The organism is Photobacterium sp. GB-210 (genome assembly GCF_003026075.1).
GTDB lineage: Bacteria > Pseudomonadota > Gammaproteobacteria > Enterobacterales > Vibrionaceae > Photobacterium.
This window is the reverse complement of record NZ_PYNU01000019.1, coordinates 1-26,023: the sequence shown is the minus strand read 5'-3', so window position 1 is coordinate 26,023 and position 26,023 is coordinate 1. Positions and strand designations below refer to the sequence as shown.

The following is a 26,023-nucleotide window of genomic DNA, read 5'->3' as shown; positions in this document are numbered from 1 at the left end:
AGCTCAAATAGCGTAGTAACCCGATATTGGCGACACAGTGTTTGATGTAAAGTTTATCAGGAGAAAACATGTCAAAAGCAACAGGTACCGTTAAGTGGTTTAACGAAGAGAAAGGTTTTGGTTTTATCACTCAGGATAACGGCGGTGCTGACGTATTTGTACACTTCCGTGCGATTACTGGCGATGGCTTCAAAACCCTAACTGAAGGACAAAAAGTTTCTTACGAAACAGAGCAAGGTCCTAAAGGTCTACAAGCTGCAAATGTTGAAAAAGCATAATTATTTGCTTATCTAACGTTACGTTAGTTCACATAGCACTTGATAAAAGGGTCGTCACGGCCCTTTTTTTATCCATAATTAATATTCCCACCCTACCGCCTCACATTCACAATCGACTGCATAAAAGTGATTTACCAGTTAAAAATGCAAGATTAGAGCACACTTATAGATATTGATAGACCTGTTATTATTAAAATTCCTGATAAGAATTAACCAGCCTGATTAATAAGACACCTATTTCATAATATTCTTTGCTTTTTTTTTGTAATGCGGCTCACATTATAACGCGATAAATAAGTAACTCACTTGCTCTTTAAAATCGAAAATGGCTTAATATCAGCGTCCTATATAACAGGGCTATTTATGAAACAAAGTGAAAGAAAAACTTCGTTACACTGTTCAAACGTACACAGTTGTCCTGAAGCGCTTCAATATTCTTTTGTACATAAGTAACACATTAATTTATTTCAGGAGACATCACATGTCTAAAGCAACTGGTATCGTTAAGTGGTTCAACGATGAGAAAGGTTTCGGTTTCATCACTCAAGATAATGGCGGCGCTGACGTATTCGTTCACTTCCGTGCTATCGCTGGTGAAGGCTTCAAATCTCTAGCAGAAGGTCAAAAAGTTTCTTTTGACGTTGAGCAAGGCCAAAAAGGTCCTCAAGCTGCTAACGTTGAGCGCATCTAATCTACAACGAACAGTTGAAGAAGTAAGGGTATCTTTGGATGCCCTTTTTTATTTCCGTAGAAAATGATATCAAGCGACTTAAACAATATATGCCTACTCTTTACGATTTAAGCACATCTTAATTCTTGGTGAGCCACAACCAAAATAATCGTCTTCTTGCCCTATCTCTACAAAGCCTAGTCTCTGATATAGCTTTATTGCCGTGTTCTTCGGATGCACAGTCAATAAAATTCGATTGTAATCAGCTAGCAGCGCTAATGCCTTATTCAACAACGCTTTTCCAACACCTTTCCCTTGCACCTTATTCGCAACCGCAATACCTAATACCCACGCATCGCTCTGCGTTTCTGTTTGTCTATTAAAGCTTGGGCTTGCGAGTACATAGCCTACTACATGTTCACATTCTGAAATGGCAACCAATAATCCACTTGGCCAACAATCATATGCCTGACGAAATAAAAAATCAGGATAACAATGCTTGCCAAATAGCTCACGCTCTAATTGGTATATCGCGGCAAGATCTGATTTTTCTGCTTGTCGTATTTGATATAGCACTATCCATTGCTCCGTGACGTCATGCAGCCAATAAAAAACCAGCCCATCGGCTTAACAAAAAGCTAGCAAGATGAAGGCTGGTTTTATCCAGTATAGATTATAAGTAACCTATTACTTGTCAGCGCGGCTCATGAAATTTTGCTCAGCCGTGTTAACTTTAATTTTTTCGCCATTCGCGATGTATTCTGGAACTTGAACCACTAGACCAGTTGAAAGTGTCGCTGGCTTAGTACGAGCACTTGCAGAAGCACCTTTGATTGATGGATCAGTTTCAACGATAGTTAGTTCAACTGTCGCTGGAAGTTCGATAGCAACAGGCGCGCCATCAACAGTAAGAACTTCGATACCTTTCGTATCTTCAGTGATGAATAGTAGTTCTTCTGCGATTGCTTCTTTGTTGAATGTGTATGGTGTGTAATCTTCATCATCCATAAACACATACTCTTCACCATCGATGTAAGAGAATGATGCTTTTGTACGACGGAAATCAGCTAAGTTAACCATTTCATCAGCTTTGAAGCTTACGTCTGATTTAGTACCAGTAGCTACATCATAAATACGCATTCTGTAAAGACTTGCGCCAGCACGACCACTAGGCGTTAGCTTACTAATTTCTTTAACAAGACCTACTTTACCGTTGATTTCAACAGCAGCAAATTTTTTAATGTCACTAGCCTTTGGCATGATCATAATTCCAAATAAAAATAGTGGTGAGAAATTACACCAAGATACAGATTTATAGCAAGTGTTATAGTAGTACAAACACTAATTTTTTGCGTTTACTCCCTAAGCTTGTTCAAAGCTTAAACAACCATAAACACTTTGCATAAAAAACCACGGTTTATCTGCTTTTGATATCCCATCCAACATTTGTGACAAAGGCTCAACCAACTGATTTCAAACATCAATCTAGAACTTTAATCCATCGTTATAAACAAGCAAACACACACAGCTATTTGCTCACTCAATAAAGTTTCTATATAAAGCTACATATGTCACTTTTGATATTCAGACATCCGTTTTTTCAAGCGTGCGAGTTCAATCTCATTAGAGCGAACAGTCAGCTTAATATGGTCATATTCATATTCTTCTTTCGTTACACTCATCACCGAACGAATATCCCCCATCAGCCCTTTTGCGGTATAAGGCACAATGATTTCTTCTTCTATCATCTCGTGTTGAGCTACATCGACAACGTATTGATGAAGTTTGGTAATATCTAGTGGATTACGGGTTGACGTCATCATAGCATCAGGAAATTCAGCCATTAATGCCTGTTGCTGATCAACACTTAATTGATCTGATTTATTCAGCACTAATAGTTTTTTTATACCATCAACACCCACTTCTTTTAGCACTTCATGAACAACGTCTAATTGAGAACGGAATGACACATCAGATGCATCAACCACATACAATAATAGGGAAGCGTCATGAGCTTCAGCCAAGGTTGAATGGAAAGATGCCACCAAATCGTGCGGTAATTTTTTAATAAAACCAACCGTATCTGATACTAAAATACGCGGTTGTGTTTCTGGTTTTAAGGCGCGAACAGTGGTATCTAGCGTAGCAAATAATTTATTTTCGCCTTCAACATCACTACCTGTTAATGCTCGCATCATAGACGACTTACCCGCATTGGTATAGCCAACTAACGCCACACAAAAAAGCTCTGAACGTTGAGTTCGACGCCCTTTCATTTCATCTTGAACGCTGACTAATTCACGGCGCAATTCCGCCAATTGATCGCGAATTTTACGACGATCAAGCTCTAGCGTTGTTTCACCCGCACCTTTACCCATTTGTCGCTCTTTATTACCGCTGGTGGATTCGCGTAAACGCGGCGCTAGATAATTAAGACGAGCAATTTCAACCTGTAGTCGTGCCGTTCGTGTACGAGCATGACGGCTAAATATCTCAATAATGATGCCTGTGCGATCAAACACTTCAACGCCTAATTGATTTTCCACATTACGTAATTGAGATGGGCTTAAATCACAGTCAAACACCACAACATCGGCAAGTACGCTGGGTAAATCATCGAGTGACACATCTATAAAATCAATGTCATCAAGAGGATCATCTTCACCATCGTCTTCAATAACACCAAGGTTTCCAGTTAACTGCGCGATCTCAGCCATTTTACCAGAACCAAGTACACTCATTTTTTTTGTTGAGCTTAGTTTTTGAGACTGTGTGCCAACAACTTTAAAGCCTAATGTCGTCACTAGGCGTGCTAATTCTTCTAATGAACTTTTTGCTTCATCGCCTTTAAATTGCGGCGTTTGGATTGAAATTAGTAATGCGTTGTTTTTTAACGGTTTTTGTGTTAATTGCATACTGAATGCTAATGCACTAACGTGCACCCTATCTTTATAATTACCTTCATCCTACGCTCTTATAGTCAGGCTTTATACAAGAAAAGATATTATTATTTAACATTCTTTCTATTTATTATTACGATAATAAAGATGTTGTTCTCTGTTTAAAGGTTCTAACGATTTATTTTAAATACCACCACGATATGTCATCGCATTTACCTAAGAATCCAGAATAAATTTAAATGATATATTGATGAATTATAAAAATATTATTTAAATACAACGTGACTTATTATGTAACAACTCACAATATTAGATTATATTATTGAATCACATAAGTAATATAAAACAATACCTTGATTAACATTCAACCATGTAATAATATCCTCGCCTTCGTTTTGAATATATCAATTAGTTTTAGAAAGTATCTTACTTTTAGCTTTATCTAATAGTTCTATTAGAACGCTAGATCACAAATAAAAAATTACGGTTCTTCATGTTACAAATAGCGATGCTACTTTTCGGTGCACCTTTCGTAAAAAGTAAAATATTTCATCTGTTAGGATTCAGCACCCTTTGGGGATTTGCTGGCCTTCTCATCTTCATTGATGGCCTTGACGGAAAAGTATTTGATTCCTTCAGTTACTTTCTTTTACTTGAAAGCTTAACAACTTTAATCGTAGCGCCTAGCGGATTGGGGTTGCACCGTAACATCCTTATTTTCAAAGGATTAATATTCTTTTGTTGCGCAATTGCGGCACTCGTAAATATCAAATTTAGCAATATTTTATTATCTGCGACTTTTGGTTTAACTTATATTTCTGTTGGTATTTTTAATATTGCATCCGCTTGGGTTGTTCGTTTTGCTCATTGGAAAAGAGCTATCGTGTGGGGATGTATTCAAATCTTTTATTCTATTTTCCTATTACAAAATTATAATTATGTTATTTCTTACTTTCTTGGGTTTATTATGATCACAGGAAGTATTCGAAGTATCATTGTTCTAATGAAGGTTAGTTCATTAAAATACAACAGCCCTATTTTTCAATTATTAAATAATAGTGGAAATGAATATATATCCACAACTGACAGCGTATATTCGATAAATAGCACAGAAAATAGAAATAATACGCAACCGTTAACAATACATATATGGACACCAGAGGGGTCAGCAGAAAACCCACATGTTCCTCGCCCCATTATTAATCGTTACATTGCAGCTACAGATGTAAACGGGGTTATTTCTACCGGTCATGCCGCATTAGAAGCAGGATTTGAGTGTTATATTAGTTTATATCCATCAGAAGATATTGATCGCTCACCTTCTGAGTTTATTCGCACTCTAAAAGCGACTCCTGAAAATAATGTGCTTGGCCGTTACCTACCGGATTACAAAACCGAAGCCGCTGAATGGTGTGAATCAAATGTTAAAATAGAATTTATTCAATATAACGCACTAACATTAAAGCAATTCTGGCATCATTGTTATAAAAATCCTATTTATAATTTAACCTCCAATAACTGTTCAAGTAATACCGCTTATGCACTAGAAGCGGCATTAGACGGTGTCTTGTATAAAAAAAGCAGCAGTATATTCACACTTTTAAAACTGTTGTGCAGCCCTGAGTTATGGCTTGCAGCTCAAATTCGACATCGTGCAATGATGATGGCATGGACACCTGGTTTAACGATGGATTATAGCCGCGTGTTACACAGCATTGTTCAACCGGCTTCATTGCCTTGGTATCAACGGTTATCACTTAAATATTCTTTGCAGCAAGCAATCAGACGCACACAAAACAATTTAGCGAGTAATTTTTATGACTAATGTATACCTGATACTCTTTATTTCTATAATTGCTGAAACGCTTGCAACAACCATGATGAAAGCATCTGAAGGCTTTACCCGACTCGCTCCCAGCCTTGTTGTACTAGTTGGTTACGCGATCTCATTTTATGGGCTTTCTCAAGTCGTTAAAATCATGAATGTCGGCATCGCTTATGCACTTTGGGCAGGGATCGGTATCTTTTTAGTCTCTACACTGTCTTATTTTGTATATCAGCAAAAGCTCGATTTTCCAGCCTTGCTTGGGTTAATCCTTATTGCCGCAGGCATCATCACGATTCAACTTTTTTCAAAATCTGTCATGCATTAATAAACACATAAGCCATCAGTTCTGCAGCCATAACAAGTGTGGGCTGATATGGATCGTTGATACCCGACCATTATTCCCATTGCTGTTCTCGGTGTAATTTGAATCACTCTAACCGACTCAAATACCGAGAACCAACGATGCTGCAATAGATAACATAATTACCCCTACCAGTATTTCTAACACCTTCCATGCTTTAGGCTGCTGAAATAATGGAGCTAATAAACGCGATCCATAGCCCAGTGAAAAGAAAAACACAAAAGATGCCGTGATAGCCCCCAGCGCGAATTGCCACTCATAAGGTTGATATTGGGTAGAAATAGATCCAAGTAGCACGACTGTATCTAAATACACATGTGGGTTTAACCACGTAAAAGCCAAACAAGTCAGTATCGTTTTTAATAATGAACCTGATGTTCTTTGATCAATAAGCAAAGCATGATCCGTCATCAATGCCGATTTAAAACTCAACAGCCCATAAACCGTTAAGAAAATTGCGCCACCGTAACGCGCCACAGTTTCAATATCTGGATACTTACTGACAATAACGCCAAAGCCTGCGACACCAAAGCTAATCAATAATGCATCTGACAACGCACAAACAATACAGATGATAAACACGTATTGATTCTTAAGTCCTTGTTTCAATACAAACGCATTTTGAGAGCCAATTGCCAGTATTAAAGATAAGCCAAGCGAAAAGCCAGCAAGAAAGATAGTCATTACAGCACATCCATGTAAAAAGTGACGAGTATTAGGTTAATACTATTTATCTACGTAAGTTACAAAGTAGTTAATAATTCAGCAATGAATGACCACTTTACTCATAATTAACAGCGATAATCACCTTTCAATTATACCCAAAAAGAAAGATGTATACTTTTCATACAGAAATACATGCAAAAACACGCCTCTCTGGTTTTGTTCTTCAAAAACTCTAATTCACTATTTATTGATAATAATCAAGATATTAGTTAATCCCGTAATAATCCATAACAAACTTAACAACAATTAATTATCGTTTTACGATAATTTTTTATTTATTTAGTTTTGTTTTATAGCTATATTAGCAACCGAACCAACGCACAATATTCATTAAATTATTAGAGGTATATAATGAAAAAAGTATTACTATTACTAGCACTTAGCTCTGTTTCTGTTTTCGCACATGCAGCTCCAGCTAAACATTCTGAGCAAATGCTGGCACAAGTAGATAGCATTACCATTTATTCGGGTGACAATGTTGATAGCCAAAAACAAGCGGTTAAAACAATCAATAAAGCACTTGTACCAAACTTTGAAAAATGTGCAGTTTACTTACCGAAAGGTGCCTCAAAAGCAAGTACAACTATCACCCTAACTCGCGATGCTAATGGTAAAATGTCGCTTGATTGTGCTGGCCAATAAACCTGATACAAATAAAATACCGACCTGATGTAGGTCGGTATTTTTACTACCTAATAAATGATTAGGTGAATTGGCTGAATTGATAACTCATTTGTCATATGCCATAGTCTCGTTCTACTTTTGAAATTCGAACCTTAAATGACTCGTACCATAACTTACGACCGTATTTTTGAGCCTCTTGGTGCTCAGTATTCGCCTTCCAGTTTTTAATAGACTCCAAATCAAGCCAGTAAGAAACTGTAATACCTAGATCTTCTCTTGCTGACTCTGCACCTAAATAGCCTGGTTGCTGTACAGCAAGCTCAATCATCCTATTTGCAATTTCGCCATAACCATTATCACCCGCAGTACGAACTGAAGTAAAAATAACAGCATAGTATGGTGGTTTTGGGGTATTCACTAAAAGAGTCATCAATTATCCTTGGCATATAACGTCTTGTTAGTTGCTTATTTCAATAAATAATGGTTACTTTCCCAGACACCATTATCTAAAAGTTATCCTGACTTAAAATTGTTAGCTAAAATATTCGACGAAGGAACCAAAATTTAACTGTTTTAAGTCCTTTTTTATTTTCTAGTTAAGCTTACTTTACCCTCACTATAGGTGTACCGCAGCCCCACTAAATTCTCTTGCTAAATAATTAATAATTTCTGTTGGTTCAGTGATCGTCTTATTATTTTCAAGTATGAGTACAGGAAGCCATTGGTTTTCTTCACCCAATATATCCACTACTTCCTTTCTTGGTTTTGGAAACGCTATACGGCGAACTTCCACCATATCTTCCCAGTGCGTATTTACTGATAATGCACCTTCAATAAGTGCACAGTGTGAACAGATCCACATTTTCCCGGGACCATCTTCAAATGGCATGTTTAAAATAAATAATTTCGGCTTCATCAATGACTACTCTATGTTTTTGAACAATACCTTACTCATCTCACCTTGCAAGGTAAACGCCCCGCTACGATTGAAACTTATAGTCGTGCTCTACGTCGCATTAACATCAACTGGGTAAATAGCCAGACACCTTAACTACCGACGATCTGAAACGATATTTACACAACAGATCAAAACACATTCATGAAGTACCCATGATAATTGTTCGAAATGGCATCCACGCTTCAGAATTAAAAAAGGTTTTATTATAAATTAGAGTGCTACAATCACTGATTCACACCAAGGAGAGGTGTCGGCTATCGGTACATATCTCTTATTTGTTCTATTTTTAACGCATTATCTGTAGGTTACAAATGTTGAACGACGTCAATACTTAAACCTGCAGGATCTTGAATCATAAAATGTACTTGCCCCCATTCTTCTTCTTTTAAAGCCATTATAAGGTTGAGATCCATTTGCTTAGCTTCGGCATACGCAAAGGTAGCATCCTTGACTTCAAGCGAAATAACATACCCCTTAGAAGACATTATAGGATGAAGAAATTCAGGTTGGCTTGCGACGTTTGGTAATAGAAAACCAAGCTGGATATTATTATTAGGCGAGACCAAATGAAGGTAAAAATTTGAATCATAGAATACGGCGTTAAATCCAAAAACGGTCTCATAAAACTGCTTTACTGCCTCTAAATCACTCGTCACCATTACGGGGAACATAGCATCAACGTCTATCATTTTATTTACTCCTGAGATTAGATTATTAAAACAATATTATTATTCATTTAATTCAATCTGCCTTGTACAAAGCGGACATAGTCCTAAACTCGCTGGGAGTAACACCAGATATATTTTTAAATTCTCGATTAAAGTGCGGTTGGTCATAATAATAATACGCCCATACATCGACGAAACTCTCCATATTCATCGCACGTAATATTTTCTGAAAACGAAAAACCTTAGTGAATTCTCTAGGCGAAAGTCCTAAATATTGTGAAGTTAATCGACGAAGGTGCCGAGCTGATACACCAAATTCAGAACACTGTTTATTAGACAAATCAATACTAGATGTAATGCTTCGATCACAATACAAAATAAAGCGTATTAATCTACGATCAACTTCGCTAGAACCTATATTACCAAGTAATATTTGAGAAATAATTTCGCAACGTCTTTGAAATGACATTGCCTGATAAGCGTTATTGTATAAAGCACTTAATAAATGTTTGGGTAATAGGTCACTGATGATTGTTACATTCTCGTCATTACTCCATTGACTCAAAGGAGCCTGGATTATTCCTTGATGCCCTAATATACGAAACCGAATACCAAAATATGAAACAGGCCCTGTCATCTCAAATACTTTAGCCGAGCAGAATGGTGTTACAACAAAGGCGTCTTCAGGAAAAGTAAGATTAATTATGATGTCGACACAATTATCAGGGAGACTACGATAAAAATACTGACCATCAGGTACATTAAGTTGCCAAAACTCCTGCACCCAATTACTTAACGGTGGTATTGGTTTGAAAGTAATATAATAATTTGGATTATTTACACGACCTTGCAAGGAGTCATCATTAATGTTTATCAGCATAATTGAATATCCGCCTCTCAGAGAGTATAGGAAAAATATAGCGCGCTCATAACGGGCATCTTTAACAGCTAACCCACTGATTTATATAGATTAGTTCAACCTATAACTTTTAGTTCCTTTTCAGGGTTAAATCAGCTAAAAATTTAGTAAAGCCAACACAAAACACGCTATAGTTTTTAGCATGTAAAACTGTGGCCAGTATTTGTTGACCACTACAATTGAAGGTTCAATAACCTGATTAAGTATAGAAGCTCGATATAAGTTTAAACTGCGATTACTTAGCTTCACATTGAAACAAGTTATATTCGGATATTTGCTGCTCAGCAATACTTCTTAAGTTTTCAGGTAAGAAACTTAAGCAAAGATGGAGATACTCTTGTTCATAAAGTGTTGATTGAACACAAAGAAAGTAAGAAATGTATGTATTCTTATTAATACAAATTGAATATAAAAGCCACAAGCTTTCCATGAAAGCCTGTAGCTTTAATTCATTCTTTTATCACGCTAATAACTCAAGCCTAGCTCTTTAATGATAGTTTCTGAACGCTCGATACTGACAGTAATGCGAGATTCTAAACGTCCCATAATAAACTCATGGCGTTCTGCTTCATTAACACCAAACATGTCTAGTTTATCTAACATAAACACGACAAAAAGAGAGCCTAAACCAGAAAGTAATCCTGTCAATACCATACTGATAGTGCCAGCAAACGGAATCGTCCCTAATGCAGTAGCAATGGCTTCCCCTGCCATAATACCGCCAGTGATCACTAAACCCGTGGCTAAGATTTTAGTTGCTTCATGGGCTGCTTGTTTTGCTGTCATTCCTTCGGGTGGAAATATTAATGTTTTTAACGCTTTGGTTAATGACATAAAGCCTTCACGGATAATACGCACCATGTTTTTTCCTGTGCGTACAAACATGTTCAGTAATGCGGTAATGATTGAACTTAAAAAGCCTGACAACGCCCCTGCTGTAAACGCTTGAGCCACATTCTTCCATTTTGAAAGCAGTTTGTTTTTGATGTTATTAAGCCGAGAGATCAATGCATCCACCCACGACATTTCCAGTGCGTTACCTTTGAAACCATTATTAAATATATCTTTTACTTCTATGAAGGTGGCAGAAATAAACTCAGATAACAAAGCACCTAATGCTTGTTGTAAACCTTGTTGGCTACCCGCTTTTACACCATCTACCGCACCACGTTTAGCAACAAAAACGGTTTTACCAACAGGATTTGACGGTACATATTTCTCCGCGGCTTTTTCTGCTCTTGTATGTGCAGCGTTAGTGCGTCTTTTATCGGCTTGTTCATTGGTTTCTGAGAACTCTTTAAGATCCTTTTCACCTTTAGATCGGTTTAAACTGTTATGGGTAAATTCATGATTATCAGGATCAGCTGCAAATTGGCGTTTCTCAACATCTGATAACATATATGCCCCAGTTTCATGAAAGGCTTTTAGCGATTTAACATGGTCTAAGTCCATCTCAGATGCATCGTGATATTGACCTGTATACGTGTCTTTAATCTGCCCCTGCTCGTTAGTCGATTGCAGCTTTAGTTTTTTCCGTTGTGTATCAAACGATACACCTTCACCACCAGAACTCTTTGGTGATTTGGTGTAATCATCACGATTGTATTCAAAATTACGATCGACATTTTCTAAGTCAGCACGACTTAAATTAAGTGGGCTTAGCAGTTGATTGATCAAAACGTCTTTACTTGATTCAAACAACACATCGTATTTTTCTTTATTAAAATCACTATCTAGCATCTTTAATGATGCTTTTACTTCTGCTTCAGAGACATTAAGATCGTAGATCGGCGCTTTTTCTAACAGCGCATTATCAATAAACTCTTGATCAACCTGACGGGCTAACATCTGTTGCGATACTTCAGAATTTGCCAGTTCTTTAATATGGCTTTTCTCGGCATAATTACTGCGAAGTTGCTGTCTTTTCTTAAAGCGTTCCGATCTACTACTCATTTGTTACTGCCCTGTCTTACGCTGCTTTTACCAATGTATTCCATGCTTGTTCGAACGCTTTTTCATTCTCATGAACACGACCATCAGCATGCATCACCACTTCGATGATTTCGTTGTAAAGTTCAAATGAATTCAAGCCCACCTTTTGTGCTAGTGCAAACGCAGTATTAACATTTGGTGGGTTCTTAGCCATATCTTCGATTTTACGCTTCACGTGACTTGGTAATTCACTTGAAGACACACCCGCAATAAATTCATCAATCTCTTGGCGTTCTTCTAATGAAATTTCACCATCACAATTAGCACACGCAAGGCCAACTGCTTCCATTGCGATCAGTAAATTAAAATAATTTTCAGTTTCGTCTAAACGATTTTTTGCGTCTTCAAACGCAGCCGTTAATTTACTGTATTTAAGTTCCTGTTCAGCATTAGCTCGACGCTCACCACGGCGTTCTGCCTCTTCTTCACCGTCGTCCATTGCTGCGGCAACACCACCGGCGGCAGCACCAACACCACCCGCAATCGCTGCACCTGCTGCAGTAATTGCACCTACTGGTCCTGCAATTGGTAATGCCACTACACATGCAATCCCAGCGGCTGCGCCACCAATAACTTTCCAAAAGCTCATGTATTAACCCTTTTCAATATCAAGATATATGTTCAAATTGAGTCTCTATATTTAACAACCACCAGCATTTCATAACCATACAATATAAGGCCAAAGAATTTAGGGATCAGCCATTCCACTACAGCCAGCCAAATATGAAGCATTAAATTTTATTTATAATTTATAGGGTTTTATAAATAGTGAGTCTGTGAAGTAATGCGCATTCCATTACAGTCGCGATATTTTGCTTATTTTCTTTGTTCAATTCGCTACTGAGACAACAAATTTCAAATATCTGAATATGACATTGACAATGATTTCTCCACCAGCAAAATTAGCCGTGAGATAAAATCCTCGCTACACTGTTTCAAACTAATACAACAAGGAAAGTAAACCATGATCGAAAAAGGCCAAACATTACCAGCCGCAGTGCTCAGTGAACTCACACATGACGGTATGGTTAAACACGATACCGCAGAGCTTTTTGCCAACAAACGTGTTGTGCTGTTTGCTGTACCAGGAGCATTTACTCCTACTTGCTCTGAAGCCCATTTACCGGGTTATGTCGTGCTAGCAGATGAGATCAAAGCAACAGGTGTCGACATTATTGCTTGTGTATCTGTTAATGATGCCTTTGTTATGCAAGCTTGGGGCGAAGCGCAAAACGCATCTGAAATTATGATGTTGGGCGATGGCGATGGAAGCTTTACTAAAGCATTAGGGCTTGAAATGGACACTGCTAACTTTGGTGGTATTCGTTCTCAACGTTATGCAATGGTTGTTGATAATGGCGTGGTAACTCAGCTCAACGTTGAAGAGCCAAAACAATTTGAAGCGAGTAAAGCGGAAACGATTTTAGCAAGCTTGAAGTAACCGCAATAAGACTTTAAACATCAATAATATGGTTCAGTGTGTGATCATTGAACCATATTTATACTTACCCAACTCTGAAAGCGTCAACCAGCTCACGAGTGGCTGTATCTTCGGTCATTATGGACGTCTTCATACATTTGCTAGTAATAAGAAACGCTCACTAAATTAGTGACAATGTCACAATATTTCGCTGAGTTTATTTCTCAACCATTGGTTAGCTGAGTTATGTTCATCACGCTTATGCCACATCATAATGTGTTTGAAAGGTTTGGAAGAAAATGGCAATGGCAGTATTTGTAAGTTAAATAATGAGGCATATTTTTCAGCCATGAGTCGGCTAACTGGCGCAACGGCGTTGCTCTCTGACACTAATGCTAAGATTGAAACAATAGATGCGGTTTCACAGTCTAAATCTCTTGGCAGAAAGCGTTCATCAGAGAAATAATTCATTTCAAGTAAGTCTATTCGCCTTTTCTGCATGAAGATTATTTTTTCAGCATAAAACTGCGCTTGCGTGATTGTCTGTTGGATATTGGGATGATCTTTCCGACAGACTACGACAATTTCATCATCGATAAATGATTGATAGAAAAAAGACGGATTACTGCGTAAACCAATATCAATGGCTAAATCTGCTTTCTGTAAACTTAACTGAGATAGCAACTCTTCTTCTGTATTAGGCGTCATATAGAGGTTTATTTTGCAATTCCCCATCGTTGGGTCGAGCTCAATTTTATTTCTAATCGTGTGCATAACCACCTCATTTACATAAACCGTAAACGCGTGATGATTTTGAACATCAAACCCCGCGATATTACCTAACGCACTTTGTACTGTCGTTAGCGCTGGCTCTATCTCATTCGCTAATTTAATTGCGGCATGTGTTGGGCTAATTCCACGCCCTTCTCTTACAAAAAGAGGCGTCCCTAACTGGGATTGTAATCGCTTTAATACGCCACTTACCCCAGGTTGTGTTAAACCTAATGATTCTGATGCTAATGTGATGGAACGAAGCCGATACACTTCTAAAAATACCACCAGCAAATTCAAATCTAAATTTGGTTTCATCCTTGATCCCATACATAACCATTCGTAATGCTTTGCATAAAGCATACTTTATATATCCCAATTTTTCATTGCCTTAGACTATAAACATCAACAAATCATTGAACTTATAAAAGCCATTGCCACGGTGTTAATAAACCACACCTGACTATGACAAGCTCTTTTCATTATCACAATGAAAGCGTAATTAATCAGGAGATGCTCTATGTTCTATTATCCCCATCACCAACGTTCATCCTACCTCCTTCACCTTCTGTTTATTAGTGTAGTTAGTGGTCTTTGCTTAGATTTAGGCAGCAACTTATATCTATTATTCAGTGATCACCCACTAAATAATTTTGCGAGTTTAGGCCGTTATTTGGTTTATATCACTCAAGGGCATCCACTGGTTGAAGCTATACAGCAGGTGCCAGCCGTTCCCCATGATGTTCTCATCGGTTGGATTATGCACTTTAGCGTTAGTTTAGTTTATACCGTGATTTATATTAGCTTTGTAGAGAAAGGATTGTTTCTAAAACCAAGTCTTAAAAAATCGCTTGTTTATGCATGGTCATTGTTATTTTTTCCATTAGTTGTGGTGAGTTATGCCTTTGGTGAAGGCTTTTTCCACGTGAATAGTCCCAATATGATCCACGCGATTTTGTTCTCTATTTTTTGTCATTCTTGCTACGGTATTGGTTTGTATATCACTACGAAAGTGCTTTACGCTAGTCGATTAGAGATTTTCAAAGAAGCGAAAGAACATCATGCAATAATCGTCAACAATGCGACATAACATTAAGAAAAGGTACTTTAATCATTGCGTTGTTCGATTAAATGCATTGCCAATCACGCGATATATTTTATATAGCATCGCGTGATTTGTTATTTATCTGAAAAGCAAACATCAGCAGCTAAAGTAAGAAGTTTGAGTGCTTCATGCGACTGCTTGTTTGCTGTTATATATTCGGTTGGAAATAACAACGTTTTTAGTTCGTTAATACCATAAAATGTTAAAATGGTTTTGAAACAAAAGTAGCTCACAATATGCGTCAGCTTGACCAATTTTTAATACAACACACTACTTATACAAACTGAACTTTTTAGTAAATTCTCGTAATGTTTCAGTATCACCAAACAAACAAACTCCCAAGTACTCCAAATCAGCTTCTTTTGTTTCTTTCGTCCTCAGCTGCTGTTCTGTTGATCCCCCATCTATCATAGTACTTGTAAAATCAGTGAATTTAATACCACGGCTCAAAGCCTCTTCTCTTACTTTACGTAATTTATTTGAATTATCAGCTTTTAACACAATGAATGGATAATGCGATAAACTCGGATGCACATTGCCATCCAAATCAACATAATCTAGATAAGCACCTTCATCTTCAGACAGTTGTTTAGACAAACCAACACTCAAATGCCCAAGTACATTTAAGGTACGCCCTAAATCCATTTTTTTACTTAAAACTGAAATATACCTTTTCTGATTTTCATCAGGTAAATCAACCATAATATCCCCTTATAAACTGAACGTTCATATTAGCTGTATAAAAGCGCTTACGTAAAATATTAATGCTCTGTGCCTTCATACACCCACATTGATTCTGTTTTACCTGCTCGTTCAAAGCCAAGCGCTTGATAAAACGCAATGGCTTCACCATCAGCAGTCAACATTTGTTGGTGAAATCCACTGTATACAGACAACATTGCTTCCATCATTTTACGACCAATGCCCTTACCCTGATGTAAAGGGTGAACAAGCATATGGGGATAATACACAACAAGATAACCGTCTGTGATAGCGTTCCCCACTCCAACTAACTTACCGTTAGCACGAGCAGTAACCAAAGTATGAGAATTACGTAATGCAGCTAAGAGTTGTTTGGGCTTATCTGCTGAAGACCATTCATTCGCACGGTACAATGCGATAACTTCGGCTTCTTCAATCTCGCCGTTAAGTTCAACGTTAATATCCATATAAACGGTACTCCCATATCATCATGCCGAATGTTTTAATCATATACTTAATAAAAATGCGACTTTTAAAACATTCTTATCTTATTGATAAATAACGTAGCATCGCAAAAAGTAAAAATCTACATGCAGTCAACATTCAACACTCATACAGTTAGCATGGGTATTCTTATAGGGCATTATTTAATATAAGAAAAGATCACGTAACATGTTAAAAAAAGTCTGCTATTGGCTTAAGCGATTCATTCAAGATCCATTTTCGCATTTCCTTATCGCGGGTGCTGTGCTGTTTATTGGTTATTCACAGTATTACTCGTCTACTTCTGTAAACACCATTTCAGTGACACCGTCACAAGTTGAGCAACAAAAAAAAGACGATACGCTTTATTTTGGTTCCCCCCCGTCGAGCACAGAACTAAACAAAGACATTAACCATGTAGTGTTAAAACAGATGCTATCTCAACAGGCATTAAAATTAGGCTTGGAGAAAGGCGATCCAAACTTAAATGAAATGTTGATGCAACGTTACCTGTCCTATGTTTCACAGTTAGCTAAGATCAATGCCACCAACACAACCTTATTACATCAATACTATTTAACGCATCAAGCGCGTTATAAGCATCCCGATATGTACTCATTGTGCTATCACTTTTTAACGCCACAAGAAGTGCAACACCCTATTGCTACGATGGATTCTCAACAATGTTTAAGTGATGTGAGTAAGCAGGCATTATTGGCAAAGCTGGGTACAAAAACAGTAGACGCATTAGCCGCACTAGCACCAAACCAATGGTCAACACCGATTGATACTCCCTTTGGCGCGATAGCAGTAAAGGTACTCGATTATCAAAAAGCAGGCGTTCTCAGTTTTAAGCAGGCCAAGCAACAATTAGCACAAGATTTTGCCCGTGATGATGTTAATAAAAAAATAGCTGCCGTTATTAAGCAATATCACATTGCACTACCCGCAGGTTCAGATTTTACCGTTAACACAAAGACACTATTAAACAATGTATAAGCACATCTCTTATTTTATGTGGCGCTTAGTTGTTGGCACAGTCGTTGGCGCCCTGCTTTCGGTAGTAATGGCACCACTGGCAATGGCGCATCCTTATCAGCCCTCAGTGGGTTTGATCACACAGTTAGATAATCAACAATATAAGTTGGCGTTAAAACTACCGGTAATTGCAGGTGAACATACACAAATAACACCCACCTTAACTAATGGCGGCACGGTACGTTTATTGTCATCACAGCGAAGTGACAATGGTTTCGGAATGGATGAACAAGATTATTTGCTGCAACTTAAAGCGAATACATCATCACCGACTCTGGTATTTAACGGACTAAAAACAGGCCAGCTACTCACGCAGTTAACGCAAAAAGATGGGAAAGTGAGTACGCTTGCGCTGTATAAAGGGCATAACAGCCTACACTTAACCGATAAGATCTCGATTTGGACAACAATAAAGCTATTTGTCACCTTAGGTATCACCCATATATTAACGGGGATTGATCACCTAATGTTTGTGGCGGGCTTATTGTTATTTACGCGCGATTTTAAAACCTTCTTAAAGGCCATTACCTGTTTTACCTTAGCCCACAGTATTACGTTAAGTTTATCTGCGCTTAATCTGGTACACATTCCAGAACCCCCAGTAGAAACGGGAATTGCACTGAGTATTTTGTTTTTGTGTTATGAGCTTACTCGCCCTTATGACAAAGAACATCCAACATTAAGCCGAAAATTTCCGTGGATAATTTCGTTTTCCTTTGGTCTGTTACATGGATTGGGGTTTGCCAGCGCATTAAAAGAAGTCGGATTAAGCCAAACCAGCATTCCGTTAGCCCTCGCCTGTTTTAATATTGGTGTTGAGATCGGGCAATTGATCTTCTTATCGTTTCTTATCGTGCTATTGAAATTGTGCGCTAAAGTGCCTGTATTTCATCATAAGTTTTTTCAAAAAGTGCCTTTATATACCATGGGGATCATGGCGTCTTTTTGGTTTATTCAACGGGCGTACATTATGTTCCATGTTTTATAGTGGAAGTTACAGAGAACATATATTGTATTTTTGCTGCTAGCTTGCATTAGCCAATACTGTAATAGTGGCAGGACAAAAATAAAAACTGAAGTTAGTAAAGGAAGTCATCATGTATATAGCAATGAACCGTTTTAAAATCCGTTTAGGCTCTGAGCAAGAATTTATCGATATCTGGAAGAACCGCGATACCTACCTAGATACCGTACCGGGTTTTCAATCATTCAACTTGCTTCAAGGTACATCAAACGATGAGTACACCCTGTTTGCATCGCACTCAGTATGGGATTCTCGCCAAGCGTTCGAAGACTGGACACAATCAGAAGCATTCCGTAAAGCTCATGCTAATGCTCGCGGTAATAAAGACATTTATTTAGGCGCACCAAACTTTGAAGGGTTTGAAAGCTGCCTGTAATAGGTAATAAATAGCTTAACCTTCCACAATTAATACTTTATAACCCAAACACTTAGATACAAGTGTTTGGGTTTTTATCATCCGACACACTTAAATAACAGCCAGATAAATCATCTCTAACCGCTGATGTTATAACCCGCCTGATAGATCAAGGTAGTTTCCGGTAGAGAATGATGATTTCTCGGATGCTAACCAGTAAATAGCTTCTGCGACTTCTTCAGGCTCTCCACCTCTTTGCAGAGGGATTTTACTCTTCAACCTTTCTATACGTTCTGGCTCACCACCATCAGCATGCATATCGGTATGAATTAACCCCGGACGTACACAGTTTACACGGATCCCTTCGGCTGCTACTTCTAATGATAACCCTTTAGTTAAGGTATCAATTGCCCCTTTTGATGCTGCGTAATCAATATATTCATTTGGTGATCCGGTACGTGCCGCACCAGAAGATACATTAACAATTACGCCGCCATTACCACCATGACGAGTAGACATACGCTTCACAGCTTCTCTACTACAAATAAAATAACTAGTAACGTTGTTGAACAGTATTTCGTTAATTCGATCTGCCGTCATCTCTTCTAATCGTGATTGTTGCTTTAATATTCCAGCATTATTAACAAGAACCGATATCGCGCCTAATTCCTTATCAACAGTCGAGAACATACGAATAACGTCAGCTTCGTTAGAAACATCTGCTTGAACCGTAATACACCGACCACCTTCAGCAATGATCCCTTGGGCAAGTGTATTGGCTGCCTCTGAGTTCGATTTATAATTGATACAAACGGCATAGCCTTCTTTGGCAAATAACTTGGCTGCTGCAGCGCCAATTCCTCTACCACCACCTGTAATAACAACTACTTTTTGAGCGCGCATTGATCTTCCTTTCTTTATATTTGCCATACACTTCTACGCACATAAGATGAAAAATAGAGCCATTCATTTATCTCATGTCTGTTTCTGTACTGACTTTACTTCTTAATACAAATATCTGCTTCTGATCTCACGATGCTTTATCTCAACTAAACGCATCGCTTTTAAGAGCAGATAATCCACCCTACAATGCCTCATTTCACACGTAACATGTTTGTTATAATTTTATTTCCCATTATGAAGCAAGTTAACATTTTGTAACTTTATTTCATAATTAGATCAATGATGAACACATTAATTCCCTATAAGTATGCAAATAAACGCTCTTGGTAACTAAAGGATTCATTGAGGGGATATTATTGAAAGTTTATAAGCAAAGAAGGTAGGTATTTTCAAGACAATCACAGTTAATACAAGCGTAGCTTAAGCATGATTTAGGCTCTATTTCATACTTTCACCTGTATGTATTGATCTATTGAGTACCACCTAGATACTGAAGAGATCTTTAAACATCACAAGATAAAACACCACCGCGATCACGCCTAATAGCCAAGCTAATACAGTAAAAACGATGCCAAAATACATCACTTTCTCGCTAACGAACTTAGAGATCAGCTTAACAGAAAGATAAGATAAAACGATAAAACCAGAAGCGACTATAAGCAAAACAACATTGATGAGAGGATGGCTAAGACTCTCACCATGAAGCAACATATAAATACCAATCGTACCCGCAAAAGACAGTACGGGGATCAGATATATAATCAGAAATATCGCTGCAGTACTCACATTTACTCCATCTTGGTGTAGGTGCAAAGACAAGTTGCCTGCCATTTAACTTTAAAACAGCACCTTACGCACCTAGCCTTGCAAGGTAAACGTGCCACAACGATATATACACATAGTCGTGCGTTGTATCACATTACACATAAGTAAAGAAATGAGCAGATACATTAACTATCACACCACTTTTATTGAAAATTAAGTCACTTCTCTAACAACCACTTGTTATCACTAAAAAACAATTAATAGCTTTTAAATTAAAAGACTTAAGTGCAATTGTTAACAAGCAAAATAGATAGTGTATCCATGCCTCATAATGTTAATAAAATGCTAAAATTAGAAAAATTTAATAAAAAAGATATGCCTATTGTGAAGAAAGAATCGATGCTTTTATCTGCACATCGCAAATTCAATTTATTATTGAGAGACCTTGTTCTGAGCTCAAAAATTGAACCTTTCCTAGAGCGAATGGTTGATATGGTAGAAAGTTTTTTACCAGGCAGCAAAGTCTCCATTCTCACTTTAAATCAACAACAAGGTACTTTACATACAGGGATAAAAAACAACCTTCCTGATTTTTATAATGAAGCTGTTAATGGTATCAAAATCGGAAAAAATGTAGGAAGTTGTGGTGCGGCAGCCTTTCTTAACAAAACAATCATTGCTAGCAATATCAATGAACACCCAAACTGGCAGCCGTTTTTAGCCATTACACAAAAAGCAAATCTACACTCTTGCTGGTCTGTACCTTATACCGATTCAAACTCAAATGTATTAGGCACATTCGCCATTTACCATAGTGAACCTAAATCACCTTCGGACATTGAAGAAGAAATCGTTAATGTCGCTGCACTCATTATATCAGTCGCTTACGAGAAATTAATACTCGAAGAACAGCTACGCTTTAGCGCAACACATGATGAATTAACCAAGCTTCATAATCGTACTTATTTAAATGAAGTCGCAACTAAATTTTTATCACTGTGCCTACGAAAAAATTTAAAAAGCTCACTGTTATTTATCGATCTAGATAAATTTAAATTAGTGAATGATAATTTGGGTCACAAAGTTGGTGATGATCTACTTGTTTTAGTTTCAGACGTTATATCTCAACAAGTACGTGACTGTGATATTGCATCCCGTTTTGGTGGCGATGAGTTTATTATCGTAATGGAAAACACCCATACAAGAGATGGTACTCAAGTCGCAAACCGACTTCACGACGCTATTATGGCCAAAGTACCAGCCAATATATTAGATCTGGGGTTTGGTGTAAGCATTGGTGTCGCAACGTCAACAGAAGAAAATCAAGCCTTAGATCAACTCATTCAGAAAGCAGACCAAGCAATGTATCATGCAAAGCAGCACCGTTTAGGTGTTTATAGCGATACGTCACTTTAACTAAAGCAGCATATTTTTGAGTAAACTTTCTCACTGCACTGCAAATAATCTTGTGCTTACTCCCGTTATCTTTCATCCAAAATGTAATTATTTCACATTATAAATTAAATCAATTCCAACACGTAAATTAAGAACCATTAGATTGATTTTCAACCTACCGACATGTTAATAAATTGTTTAATTTATTTTAAGTGAACAAATTTTAAGCAGCCAAGATGAAACGTATTATCAAAATCGGATTATTATTATCACCTGCTATTTTTATCTTATGGATGATAACCTTTCCTCCTAAAACTGACATGAGTGATTTTAATTGGACTCAAACGTCTGAACAAAATGATTGGAAAGTTAGCTCCCCCAAAGCAGAAGGTTTTAACCCAGATAAGCTAATTGAACTTCACCAACAAGTAACCTTACGTAAGTCAAAAAAGGTGCAGTCATTGCTGATAACACGGAATGATAAATTAATTTTTGAACAATATTACCCTGTTAGGCACTCTGGAGATGGCACCCCAATGCCAGATTTTTTTCCACCTTCACCCGATACGTATCACAATATAAAATCAGTTACCAAGACGGTCACATCAACATTAATTGGCCATCTTTTATATAAAAAAGAAATAGCCAATACTGATATCTCGCTGTTTGATTATTTTAATAAAAAAGATATCCCCAATTTTGAAAAGAAAAGGCAAATTAAACTTCGACATGCTTTAGATTTCAATAGTGGTCTTGATTGGGCAGAATGGCATGAAAGACATAGCGATGCGATGTCCATGTGGTTATCCGATGACCCTTATCAATATATTTTCCAAAAAGGTATTGAAGATCAGCCCGGTAAAACATTTGTCTATCAAGGAGCTATGAGTGTATTACTAGGTGGAGTAATAGAAAAAATCACAAAGATGAACCTTAAAGAATATACCAATCAAGCACTATTCCAACCACTAGGTATCACTCATTATGATTGGTTTGCTCATGAAGTGACCGGTGATTATTTAGGTTCATCAGGTTTATATTTACGTCCAAGAGATCTTGCGAAGTTAGGACAACTTTATATAAACCAAGGGGTATGGAAGGGTCAGCGTATTTTTTCAAAACAATGGGCACAAGAGTCTTTAAAACCTAAAGGTAAATTTTGGCCTAATAAGTCTATTGCTTACGGCCATAACTGGTGGTTTCCAACAATAAAAAAAGAGGGTAAAAAAATAGATATAGCAGGAATGAGAGGTACAGGTGGTCAAGAAGTTTTTATCATTCCACAGCTCCAACTGACGATTGTTATCACATCAGGTGCGTATATGGATCAAGATGATACTTACCCTTTTAAGCTGATCGTCGATTATATTCTGCCGTCACTTGGGATCGACGAAGCCGAATATATAACATAATGTATTTATACGAGTACCGTTAGTTATGTAAGCTTAAGGTACTAATAATTTTCTGTATTTGGCTCCCTTTTTATTTGAATGCATTTTCTCTTTTTTATAACGTTACGCATCACGCTCTCCCCTTCACCACCGAGGTCTTATTCACCCACCTCGGTGGTGGTTTACAGAAAAATTTTATTCTCCTGAGAGCATGAGCTGTTAGCGCAATTTGCTCTTTCGGAAGAACCGAGATATTAATTTCTATCCAAACCAATAAACCCAGCAGCAATATCTTTAAGTAAGCTTTCTAACTGCTCTGCAAATAAAATAGTGACGCCATCGGTATTCTGGAAGTCCTCAGGATGATCGTCTTTTGAACATTGGGTCACAATTACGTATTTATCAATAATCGTGAAATTCTCATTATTCCAAGAGTCCGCTTTTTGAATCTGCTTTATCGCCCCATCACTCATTAACCCACGATAATCTTTTACCTGAATGGCAATGCCATAACTTTTACCGAGCAAACCGGGCAATGTAATAAGAATATCAGTTCCATGCTCTTTCTCTAAAATTCCACCCGTACGCTCTACTAAAATCGGTTCAGGCAAAATTTTTCGGATACCCTGAACCAATGCATATTCCCATTCTTCATTAGAGAATTGCTCATTCATTTGTCGGTAGAAATTTGTATAGAAGTCCGTTTGTTCTAACGATTGACTGATATTGTCGGTGAGAAGATTATTAAAGCGGTTAGAGAAACCAATAGAATCGACCAGCAACTCATCATGGTTGATCAACTTTTCGATACTGTCTTTGCAATGACTCATATTCCAAAAGCGATTGACCTGTTTTAAGCTGGCTCTTAGATCCCCCAACACGTTGGCATTTTTTCTATTAAAACTTTTAATCAAACGTGCAGGAAAAATATGACCAAAATCGCCTAACTTAGGATCGATAGAGAAATCATAGCCCTCAGAGAAGTCTTGGGTTGCTTCTACAATCGCCACTTCATTCCACGTTGGTAAGCGAGGTACTAATAAGATGTCACCTTTCTTTACCTTACGAAAAATAGGTAGATTGCGACGAGCGCCACTGTCCATAGTGAGCTGCCTTAAGTTCTGCTCATCATCCCATCCCCAACCTTGTCTTAACCTTCCTTCTTTTAGTTCCTGACGAAAGAAATCAATTTTTGTCTTATCAATTCGGTAACCCCAAAACTTTCTAGACATCTAACACACCTAAGATTAATAAATAGGTATGCAGTTTAATCTTACTTAATATTAAACAAAGAGATATACAACAAAACTCACACTTCAGTCACAATAATTTACTTACCTTATTAATGTGTTTGAGCTTTATAGAGCAAGTTATAAACGCAGTAGATATGATGGAAAAATAGAGGGTAGCAAACATTTGGTGAGTTATTTCCCAAAAGGTGTACAAAATTAAAGTGGAAGGATTATTTAAAGGTGATACCCGTTGTTGAGATACCATGAATCGGGTTCGTCTTTCTGATTTTATTAGTACAAAATGCGAATAAGGAATCAAACATGTTCGATTACAACAGCTACCCTACTGTAAACATCTCATATACCACTGAAAACAGCATGAACATGACACTGTCACACCGTAGGAATCAACAAGAAAAGCAACTACCTGATTCACCGCCACCAGCAAAAACTTATGCTGAACTTAATGAGCAATCACACATCTTTTGATTAGTTACGTTGAAGTATTAGAGATGTTTCAAATCACAAGTCGAGCAACGATTTATAAGTGGCGACAAACACGCGGCTTCCCTGAGCCAATTACATTGATGCCCTTACGTTGGTTACGTTCTGCAGTTGAAGAATGGAAAGATAATACCAGTCGGTTTGGAAAACGGTTTTAGAAAGCAAAGCGATCTTGATTAGAGATCGCTTTGTTTGAGCTAACCAAGATAGGTTGCTCTACTTATGGTGGTAAGTGGTAAGTATAATAAAAAGTAACACCTCAATCAGAGGTAACAAAATAATCGGTTGAAATTATCCTTCCTGGTTTTTATCTTCACAAAGCAATTTTACCTCTTCTTGAATTACTCTTCGGCACATCCATTGCAACTTATACTTAAGAGCTTGTTCAACAGAATTCAGCCTGCTTTTACCACCATGAACTATTTTAGATCTAACATCATATATCTTTTGAAAATCATCTAATATTTCGTCCCGTTGACTCTGACTAGTTCCTATTAAATAGGCACAACGATTTCGCAATAATGTACCTAAACCAACTTGTTCAGATGAGGCCTTATCTCCCAACAAAATTTCAATTACTACAGTAGTTTGAACAAAAGAAAGTAATTCATTTTTACCACTAAAACTTTCAAATAACCATTGACAGGCCAGTAACAATTTGTGTGTTTTAGATATATCTCCATATGAAAAGACAGCGTTCATTTCATTCAGTCTGTGGCTTACCCAAGAAACTTGTTTATCTTGCGTATCAAGCTCCCCATCTAAATCATGAATTACCAGATCGTGAAATGTGTCCGAAATATCATAATCTAGCTCATGCTTTCCTTGTACCACCCAACTATGATTTTCTAGTTTATGAATAAAAAATTTTGCTTTTGTTGGGGTTGTGTAGTGGTACATTAAATTTGGCCACCTACTCAGAGGTGATATCATCACCTCTTAACATGGATAGGTGACATCATGACAAAACGAACAAGACGATTATTTAGTGCTGAATTTAAATTAGAGGCA

The 26,023-nt window shown here is 37.4% G+C and carries 31 protein-coding genes and 1 pseudogene; 15 read left to right on the top strand and 17 right to left on the bottom strand.

Annotated features, from left to right (window positions below; genetic code table 11):
- The first annotated feature begins 68 nt into the window (after positions 1-68).
- Both C9J38_RS17065 and C9J38_RS17060 read left to right on the top strand, forming a co-directional pair.
- A complete protein-coding gene (locus tag C9J38_RS17065; RefSeq protein ID WP_005367915.1) occupies positions 69-278 on the top strand; it encodes a cold-shock protein in 210 nt (69 codons plus the stop codon).
- A 481-nt stretch (positions 279-759) separates the two neighbouring features.
- Positions 760-969 (top strand): cold-shock protein, encoded by a 210-nt coding sequence (locus C9J38_RS17060; protein WP_005367917.1) that lies wholly within the window; start codon positions 760-762, stop codon positions 967-969.
- 93 nt (positions 970-1,062) lie between these two features.
- Here the strand turns inward: C9J38_RS17060 and C9J38_RS17055 are convergent, their stop codons facing one another.
- From C9J38_RS17055 to hflX, 3 genes are all read right to left on the bottom strand, one after another.
- Complete coding sequence (locus tag C9J38_RS17055; protein WP_107208134.1) at positions 1,063-1,524, bottom strand: GNAT family N-acetyltransferase; 462 nt, start codon at positions 1,522-1,524, stop codon at positions 1,063-1,065.
- Positions 1,525-1,635: 111 nt separating this feature from the next.
- Complete coding sequence (gene yeiP / locus C9J38_RS17050; RefSeq protein ID WP_107208133.1) at positions 1,636-2,208, bottom strand: elongation factor P-like protein YeiP; 573 nt, start codon at positions 2,206-2,208, stop codon at positions 1,636-1,638.
- A gap of 311 nt (positions 2,209-2,519) precedes the next feature.
- On the bottom strand, positions 2,520-3,863 hold the full coding sequence (hflX, locus tag C9J38_RS17045; RefSeq protein ID WP_107208167.1) for a GTPase HflX: 1,344 nt from the start codon (positions 3,861-3,863) through the stop codon (positions 2,520-2,522).
- Positions 3,864-4,341: 478 nt separating this feature from the next.
- Between hflX and C9J38_RS17040 the strand changes: the two genes are divergently transcribed.
- On the top strand, positions 4,342-5,673 hold the full coding sequence (locus tag C9J38_RS17040) for a hypothetical protein (RefSeq protein ID WP_107208132.1): 1,332 nt from the start codon (positions 4,342-4,344) through the stop codon (positions 5,671-5,673).
- Positions 5,666-6,001, top strand: coding sequence for a multidrug efflux SMR transporter (locus C9J38_RS17035; RefSeq protein WP_107208131.1), 336 nt, complete (start codon positions 5,666-5,668; stop codon positions 5,999-6,001). The genes C9J38_RS17040 and C9J38_RS17035 overlap by 8 nt, the downstream gene beginning before the upstream one ends.
- 117 nt (positions 6,002-6,118) lie before the next feature.
- Here the strand turns inward: C9J38_RS17035 and C9J38_RS17030 are convergent, their stop codons facing one another.
- On the bottom strand, positions 6,119-6,721 hold the full coding sequence (locus C9J38_RS17030) for a LysE/ArgO family amino acid transporter (protein ID WP_107208130.1): 603 nt from the start codon (positions 6,719-6,721) through the stop codon (positions 6,119-6,121).
- A gap of 393 nt (positions 6,722-7,114) precedes the next feature.
- Between C9J38_RS17030 and C9J38_RS17025 the strand changes: the two genes are divergently transcribed.
- A complete protein-coding gene (locus tag C9J38_RS17025; RefSeq protein ID WP_107208129.1) occupies positions 7,115-7,405 on the top strand; it encodes a hypothetical protein in 291 nt (96 codons plus the stop codon).
- A gap of 94 nt (positions 7,406-7,499) precedes the next feature.
- Here the strand turns inward: C9J38_RS17025 and C9J38_RS17020 are convergent, their stop codons facing one another.
- Positions 7,500-7,817: an antibiotic biosynthesis monooxygenase gene (locus C9J38_RS17020; protein WP_107208128.1), complete on the bottom strand. Its 318-nt coding sequence runs from the start codon at positions 7,815-7,817 to the stop codon at positions 7,500-7,502.
- 186 nt (positions 7,818-8,003) lie between these two features.
- Positions 8,004-8,303 (bottom strand): DUF3088 family protein, encoded by a 300-nt coding sequence (locus C9J38_RS17015; RefSeq protein WP_107208127.1) that lies wholly within the window; start codon positions 8,301-8,303, stop codon positions 8,004-8,006.
- 15 nt (positions 8,304-8,318) lie between these two features.
- Between C9J38_RS17015 and C9J38_RS22080 the strand changes: the two are divergent.
- Positions 8,319-8,461: pseudogene (locus C9J38_RS22080) on the top strand (phage integrase N-terminal SAM-like domain-containing protein); the annotation flags it as partial.
- A gap of 189 nt (positions 8,462-8,650) precedes the next feature.
- Here C9J38_RS22080 and C9J38_RS17010 read toward each other — a convergent pair.
- The 4 genes from C9J38_RS17010 to C9J38_RS16995 form a co-directional block, all read right to left on the bottom strand.
- Complete coding sequence (locus C9J38_RS17010; protein ID WP_107208126.1) at positions 8,651-9,034, bottom strand: VOC family protein; 384 nt, start codon at positions 9,032-9,034, stop codon at positions 8,651-8,653.
- A 52-nt stretch (positions 9,035-9,086) separates the two neighbouring features.
- Positions 9,087-9,893, bottom strand: coding sequence for a DUF6597 domain-containing transcriptional factor (locus tag C9J38_RS17005; protein ID WP_107208125.1), 807 nt, complete (start codon positions 9,891-9,893; stop codon positions 9,087-9,089).
- A 504-nt stretch (positions 9,894-10,397) separates the two neighbouring features.
- Positions 10,398-11,885, bottom strand: a complete 1,488-nt coding sequence (locus C9J38_RS17000) for a hypothetical protein (RefSeq protein WP_107208124.1) — start codon at positions 11,883-11,885, stop codon at positions 10,398-10,400.
- Between the two features lie 16 nt (positions 11,886-11,901).
- On the bottom strand, positions 11,902-12,513 hold the full coding sequence (locus tag C9J38_RS16995) for a hypothetical protein (protein WP_107208123.1): 612 nt from the start codon (positions 12,511-12,513) through the stop codon (positions 11,902-11,904).
- A 375-nt stretch (positions 12,514-12,888) separates the two neighbouring features.
- On the opposite strand from C9J38_RS16995, the gene C9J38_RS16990 reads away from it, so the two are divergent.
- Positions 12,889-13,365: a peroxiredoxin gene (locus C9J38_RS16990; protein WP_107208122.1), complete on the top strand. Its 477-nt coding sequence runs from the start codon at positions 12,889-12,891 to the stop codon at positions 13,363-13,365.
- A 177-nt stretch (positions 13,366-13,542) separates the two neighbouring features.
- Here the strand turns inward: C9J38_RS16990 and C9J38_RS16985 are convergent, their stop codons facing one another.
- Entirely contained in the window at positions 13,543-14,433 is an 891-nt protein-coding gene (locus C9J38_RS16985; RefSeq protein ID WP_107208121.1) for a LysR family transcriptional regulator, read from the bottom strand.
- A gap of 202 nt (positions 14,434-14,635) precedes the next feature.
- On the opposite strand from C9J38_RS16985, the gene C9J38_RS16980 reads away from it, so the two are divergent.
- A complete protein-coding gene (locus tag C9J38_RS16980; protein ID WP_107208120.1) occupies positions 14,636-15,205 on the top strand; it encodes a DUF2938 family protein in 570 nt (189 codons plus the stop codon).
- A 285-nt stretch (positions 15,206-15,490) separates the two neighbouring features.
- Here the strand turns inward: C9J38_RS16980 and C9J38_RS16975 are convergent, their stop codons facing one another.
- On the bottom strand, positions 15,491-15,922 hold the full coding sequence (locus C9J38_RS16975) for a DUF2000 domain-containing protein (protein WP_107208119.1): 432 nt from the start codon (positions 15,920-15,922) through the stop codon (positions 15,491-15,493).
- Positions 15,923-15,981: 59 nt separating this feature from the next.
- A complete protein-coding gene (locus tag C9J38_RS16970; protein WP_107208118.1) occupies positions 15,982-16,389 on the bottom strand; it encodes a GNAT family N-acetyltransferase in 408 nt (135 codons plus the stop codon).
- A 205-nt stretch (positions 16,390-16,594) separates the two neighbouring features.
- Between C9J38_RS16970 and C9J38_RS16965 the strand changes: the two genes are divergently transcribed.
- The 3 genes from C9J38_RS16965 (at position 16,595) to C9J38_RS16955 (ending at position 18,843) form a co-directional block, all read left to right on the top strand.
- Positions 16,595-17,404, top strand: coding sequence for a peptidyl-prolyl cis-trans isomerase (locus C9J38_RS16965; protein ID WP_107208117.1), 810 nt, complete (start codon positions 16,595-16,597; stop codon positions 17,402-17,404).
- On the top strand, positions 17,397-18,431 hold the full coding sequence (locus C9J38_RS16960; RefSeq protein ID WP_107208116.1) for a HupE/UreJ family protein: 1,035 nt from the start codon (positions 17,397-17,399) through the stop codon (positions 18,429-18,431). Before C9J38_RS16965 ends, C9J38_RS16960 begins: the two co-directional genes overlap by 8 nt.
- Before the next feature lie 109 nt (positions 18,432-18,540).
- Positions 18,541-18,843 (top strand): antibiotic biosynthesis monooxygenase, encoded by a 303-nt coding sequence (locus C9J38_RS16955; protein WP_008987102.1) that lies wholly within the window; start codon positions 18,541-18,543, stop codon positions 18,841-18,843.
- Between the two features lie 129 nt (positions 18,844-18,972).
- On the opposite strand, the gene C9J38_RS16950 is transcribed toward C9J38_RS16955, so the two are convergent.
- Positions 18,973-19,725, bottom strand: a complete 753-nt coding sequence (locus C9J38_RS16950) for an SDR family oxidoreductase (RefSeq protein ID WP_045185155.1) — start codon at positions 19,723-19,725, stop codon at positions 18,973-18,975.
- A gap of 483 nt (positions 19,726-20,208) precedes the next feature.
- A complete protein-coding gene (locus tag C9J38_RS16945) occupies positions 20,209-20,511 on the bottom strand; it encodes a hypothetical protein (RefSeq protein WP_233218520.1) in 303 nt (100 codons plus the stop codon).
- A gap of 321 nt (positions 20,512-20,832) precedes the next feature.
- Here C9J38_RS16945 and C9J38_RS16940 point away from each other — a divergent pair, with 321 nt between their 5' ends.
- Both C9J38_RS16940 and C9J38_RS16935 read left to right on the top strand, forming a co-directional pair.
- Positions 20,833-21,906 carry a sensor domain-containing diguanylate cyclase gene (locus C9J38_RS16940; RefSeq protein ID WP_158259519.1) on the top strand — a complete coding sequence of 358 codons (1,074 nt, stop codon included), beginning with the start codon at positions 20,833-20,835 and terminating at the stop codon, positions 21,904-21,906.
- A 215-nt stretch (positions 21,907-22,121) separates the two neighbouring features.
- Entirely contained in the window at positions 22,122-23,297 is a 1,176-nt protein-coding gene (locus C9J38_RS16935) for a serine hydrolase (RefSeq protein WP_107208113.1), read from the top strand.
- A gap of 233 nt (positions 23,298-23,530) precedes the next feature.
- Here C9J38_RS16935 and C9J38_RS16930 read toward each other — a convergent pair whose 3' ends face one another.
- The gene (locus C9J38_RS16930) at positions 23,531-24,508 is read right to left on the bottom strand and encodes a hypothetical protein (protein WP_107208112.1); all 978 of its coding nucleotides are present in this window, start codon (positions 24,506-24,508) and stop codon (positions 23,531-23,533) included.
- A 321-nt stretch (positions 24,509-24,829) separates the two neighbouring features.
- On the opposite strand from C9J38_RS16930, the gene C9J38_RS21800 reads away from it, so the two are divergent.
- Both C9J38_RS21800 and C9J38_RS21795 read left to right on the top strand, forming a co-directional pair.
- Positions 24,830-24,997, top strand: a complete 168-nt coding sequence (locus tag C9J38_RS21800) for a hypothetical protein (protein WP_158259518.1) — start codon at positions 24,830-24,832, stop codon at positions 24,995-24,997.
- Between the two features lie 23 nt (positions 24,998-25,020).
- Positions 25,021-25,170, top strand: a complete 150-nt coding sequence (locus tag C9J38_RS21795) for an AlpA family transcriptional regulator (protein ID WP_158259517.1) — start codon at positions 25,021-25,023, stop codon at positions 25,168-25,170.
- A 133-nt stretch (positions 25,171-25,303) separates the two neighbouring features.
- Here the strand turns inward: C9J38_RS21795 and C9J38_RS16920 are convergent, their stop codons facing one another.
- The gene (locus tag C9J38_RS16920; protein ID WP_233218519.1) at positions 25,304-25,912 is read right to left on the bottom strand and encodes a HEPN domain-containing protein; all 609 of its coding nucleotides are present in this window, start codon (positions 25,910-25,912) and stop codon (positions 25,304-25,306) included.
- Between the last annotated feature and the right edge of the window lie 111 nt (positions 25,913-26,023).

Coding starts and splice junctions, on each gene's coding strand:
- C9J38_RS16960 (WP_107208116.1), top strand. CDS start 17,397: ATGTATAAGCACATCTCTTATTTTATGTGGCGCTTAGTTGTTGGCACA.
- C9J38_RS16975 (WP_107208119.1), bottom strand. CDS start 15,922: ATGGTTGATTTACCTGATGAAAATCAGAAAAGGTATATTTCAGTTTTA.
- C9J38_RS17000 (WP_107208124.1), bottom strand. CDS start 11,885: ATGAGTAGTAGATCGGAACGCTTTAAGAAAAGACAGCAACTTCGCAGT.
- C9J38_RS16955 (WP_008987102.1), top strand. CDS start 18,541: ATGTATATAGCAATGAACCGTTTTAAAATCCGTTTAGGCTCTGAGCAA.
- C9J38_RS17020 (WP_107208128.1), bottom strand. CDS start 7,817: ATGACTCTTTTAGTGAATACCCCAAAACCACCATACTATGCTGTTATT.
- C9J38_RS17060 (WP_005367917.1), top strand. CDS start 760: ATGTCTAAAGCAACTGGTATCGTTAAGTGGTTCAACGATGAGAAAGGT.
- C9J38_RS16950 (WP_045185155.1), bottom strand. CDS start 19,725: ATGCGCGCTCAAAAAGTAGTTGTTATTACAGGTGGTGGTAGAGGAATT.
- C9J38_RS17065 (WP_005367915.1), top strand. CDS start 69: ATGTCAAAAGCAACAGGTACCGTTAAGTGGTTTAACGAAGAGAAAGGT.
- C9J38_RS16995 (WP_107208123.1), bottom strand. CDS start 12,513: ATGAGCTTTTGGAAAGTTATTGGTGGCGCAGCCGCTGGGATTGCATGT.
- C9J38_RS17015 (WP_107208127.1), bottom strand. CDS start 8,303: ATGAAGCCGAAATTATTTATTTTAAACATGCCATTTGAAGATGGTCCC.
- C9J38_RS16940 (WP_158259519.1), top strand. CDS start 20,833: ATGCTAAAATTAGAAAAATTTAATAAAAAAGATATGCCTATTGTGAAG.
- C9J38_RS17010 (WP_107208126.1), bottom strand. CDS start 9,034: ATGATAGACGTTGATGCTATGTTCCCCGTAATGGTGACGAGTGATTTA.
- C9J38_RS17035 (WP_107208131.1), top strand. CDS start 5,666: ATGACTAATGTATACCTGATACTCTTTATTTCTATAATTGCTGAAACG.
- C9J38_RS17025 (WP_107208129.1), top strand. CDS start 7,115: ATGAAAAAAGTATTACTATTACTAGCACTTAGCTCTGTTTCTGTTTTC.
- C9J38_RS16935 (WP_107208113.1), top strand. CDS start 22,122: ATGAAACGTATTATCAAAATCGGATTATTATTATCACCTGCTATTTTT.
- C9J38_RS16970 (WP_107208118.1), bottom strand. CDS start 16,389: ATGGATATTAACGTTGAACTTAACGGCGAGATTGAAGAAGCCGAAGTT.
- C9J38_RS17030 (WP_107208130.1), bottom strand. CDS start 6,721: ATGACTATCTTTCTTGCTGGCTTTTCGCTTGGCTTATCTTTAATACTG.
- C9J38_RS21795 (WP_158259517.1), top strand. CDS start 25,021: ATGTTTCAAATCACAAGTCGAGCAACGATTTATAAGTGGCGACAAACA.
- C9J38_RS17040 (WP_107208132.1), top strand. CDS start 4,342: ATGTTACAAATAGCGATGCTACTTTTCGGTGCACCTTTCGTAAAAAGT.
- C9J38_RS17005 (WP_107208125.1), bottom strand. CDS start 9,893: ATGCTGATAAACATTAATGATGACTCCTTGCAAGGTCGTGTAAATAAT.
- C9J38_RS16920 (WP_233218519.1), bottom strand. CDS start 25,912: ATGTACCACTACACAACCCCAACAAAAGCAAAATTTTTTATTCATAAA.
- C9J38_RS16980 (WP_107208120.1), top strand. CDS start 14,636: ATGTTCTATTATCCCCATCACCAACGTTCATCCTACCTCCTTCACCTT.
- C9J38_RS16930 (WP_107208112.1), bottom strand. CDS start 24,508: ATGTCTAGAAAGTTTTGGGGTTACCGAATTGATAAGACAAAAATTGAT.
- C9J38_RS16990 (WP_107208122.1), top strand. CDS start 12,889: ATGATCGAAAAAGGCCAAACATTACCAGCCGCAGTGCTCAGTGAACTC.
- C9J38_RS21800 (WP_158259518.1), top strand. CDS start 24,830: ATGTTCGATTACAACAGCTACCCTACTGTAAACATCTCATATACCACT.
- C9J38_RS16965 (WP_107208117.1), top strand. CDS start 16,595: ATGTTAAAAAAAGTCTGCTATTGGCTTAAGCGATTCATTCAAGATCCA.
- C9J38_RS16985 (WP_107208121.1), bottom strand. CDS start 14,433: ATGAAACCAAATTTAGATTTGAATTTGCTGGTGGTATTTTTAGAAGTG.
- hflX (WP_107208167.1), bottom strand. CDS start 3,863: ATGCAATTAACACAAAAACCGTTAAAAAACAACGCATTACTAATTTCA.
- yeiP (WP_107208133.1), bottom strand. CDS start 2,208: ATGCCAAAGGCTAGTGACATTAAAAAATTTGCTGCTGTTGAAATCAAC.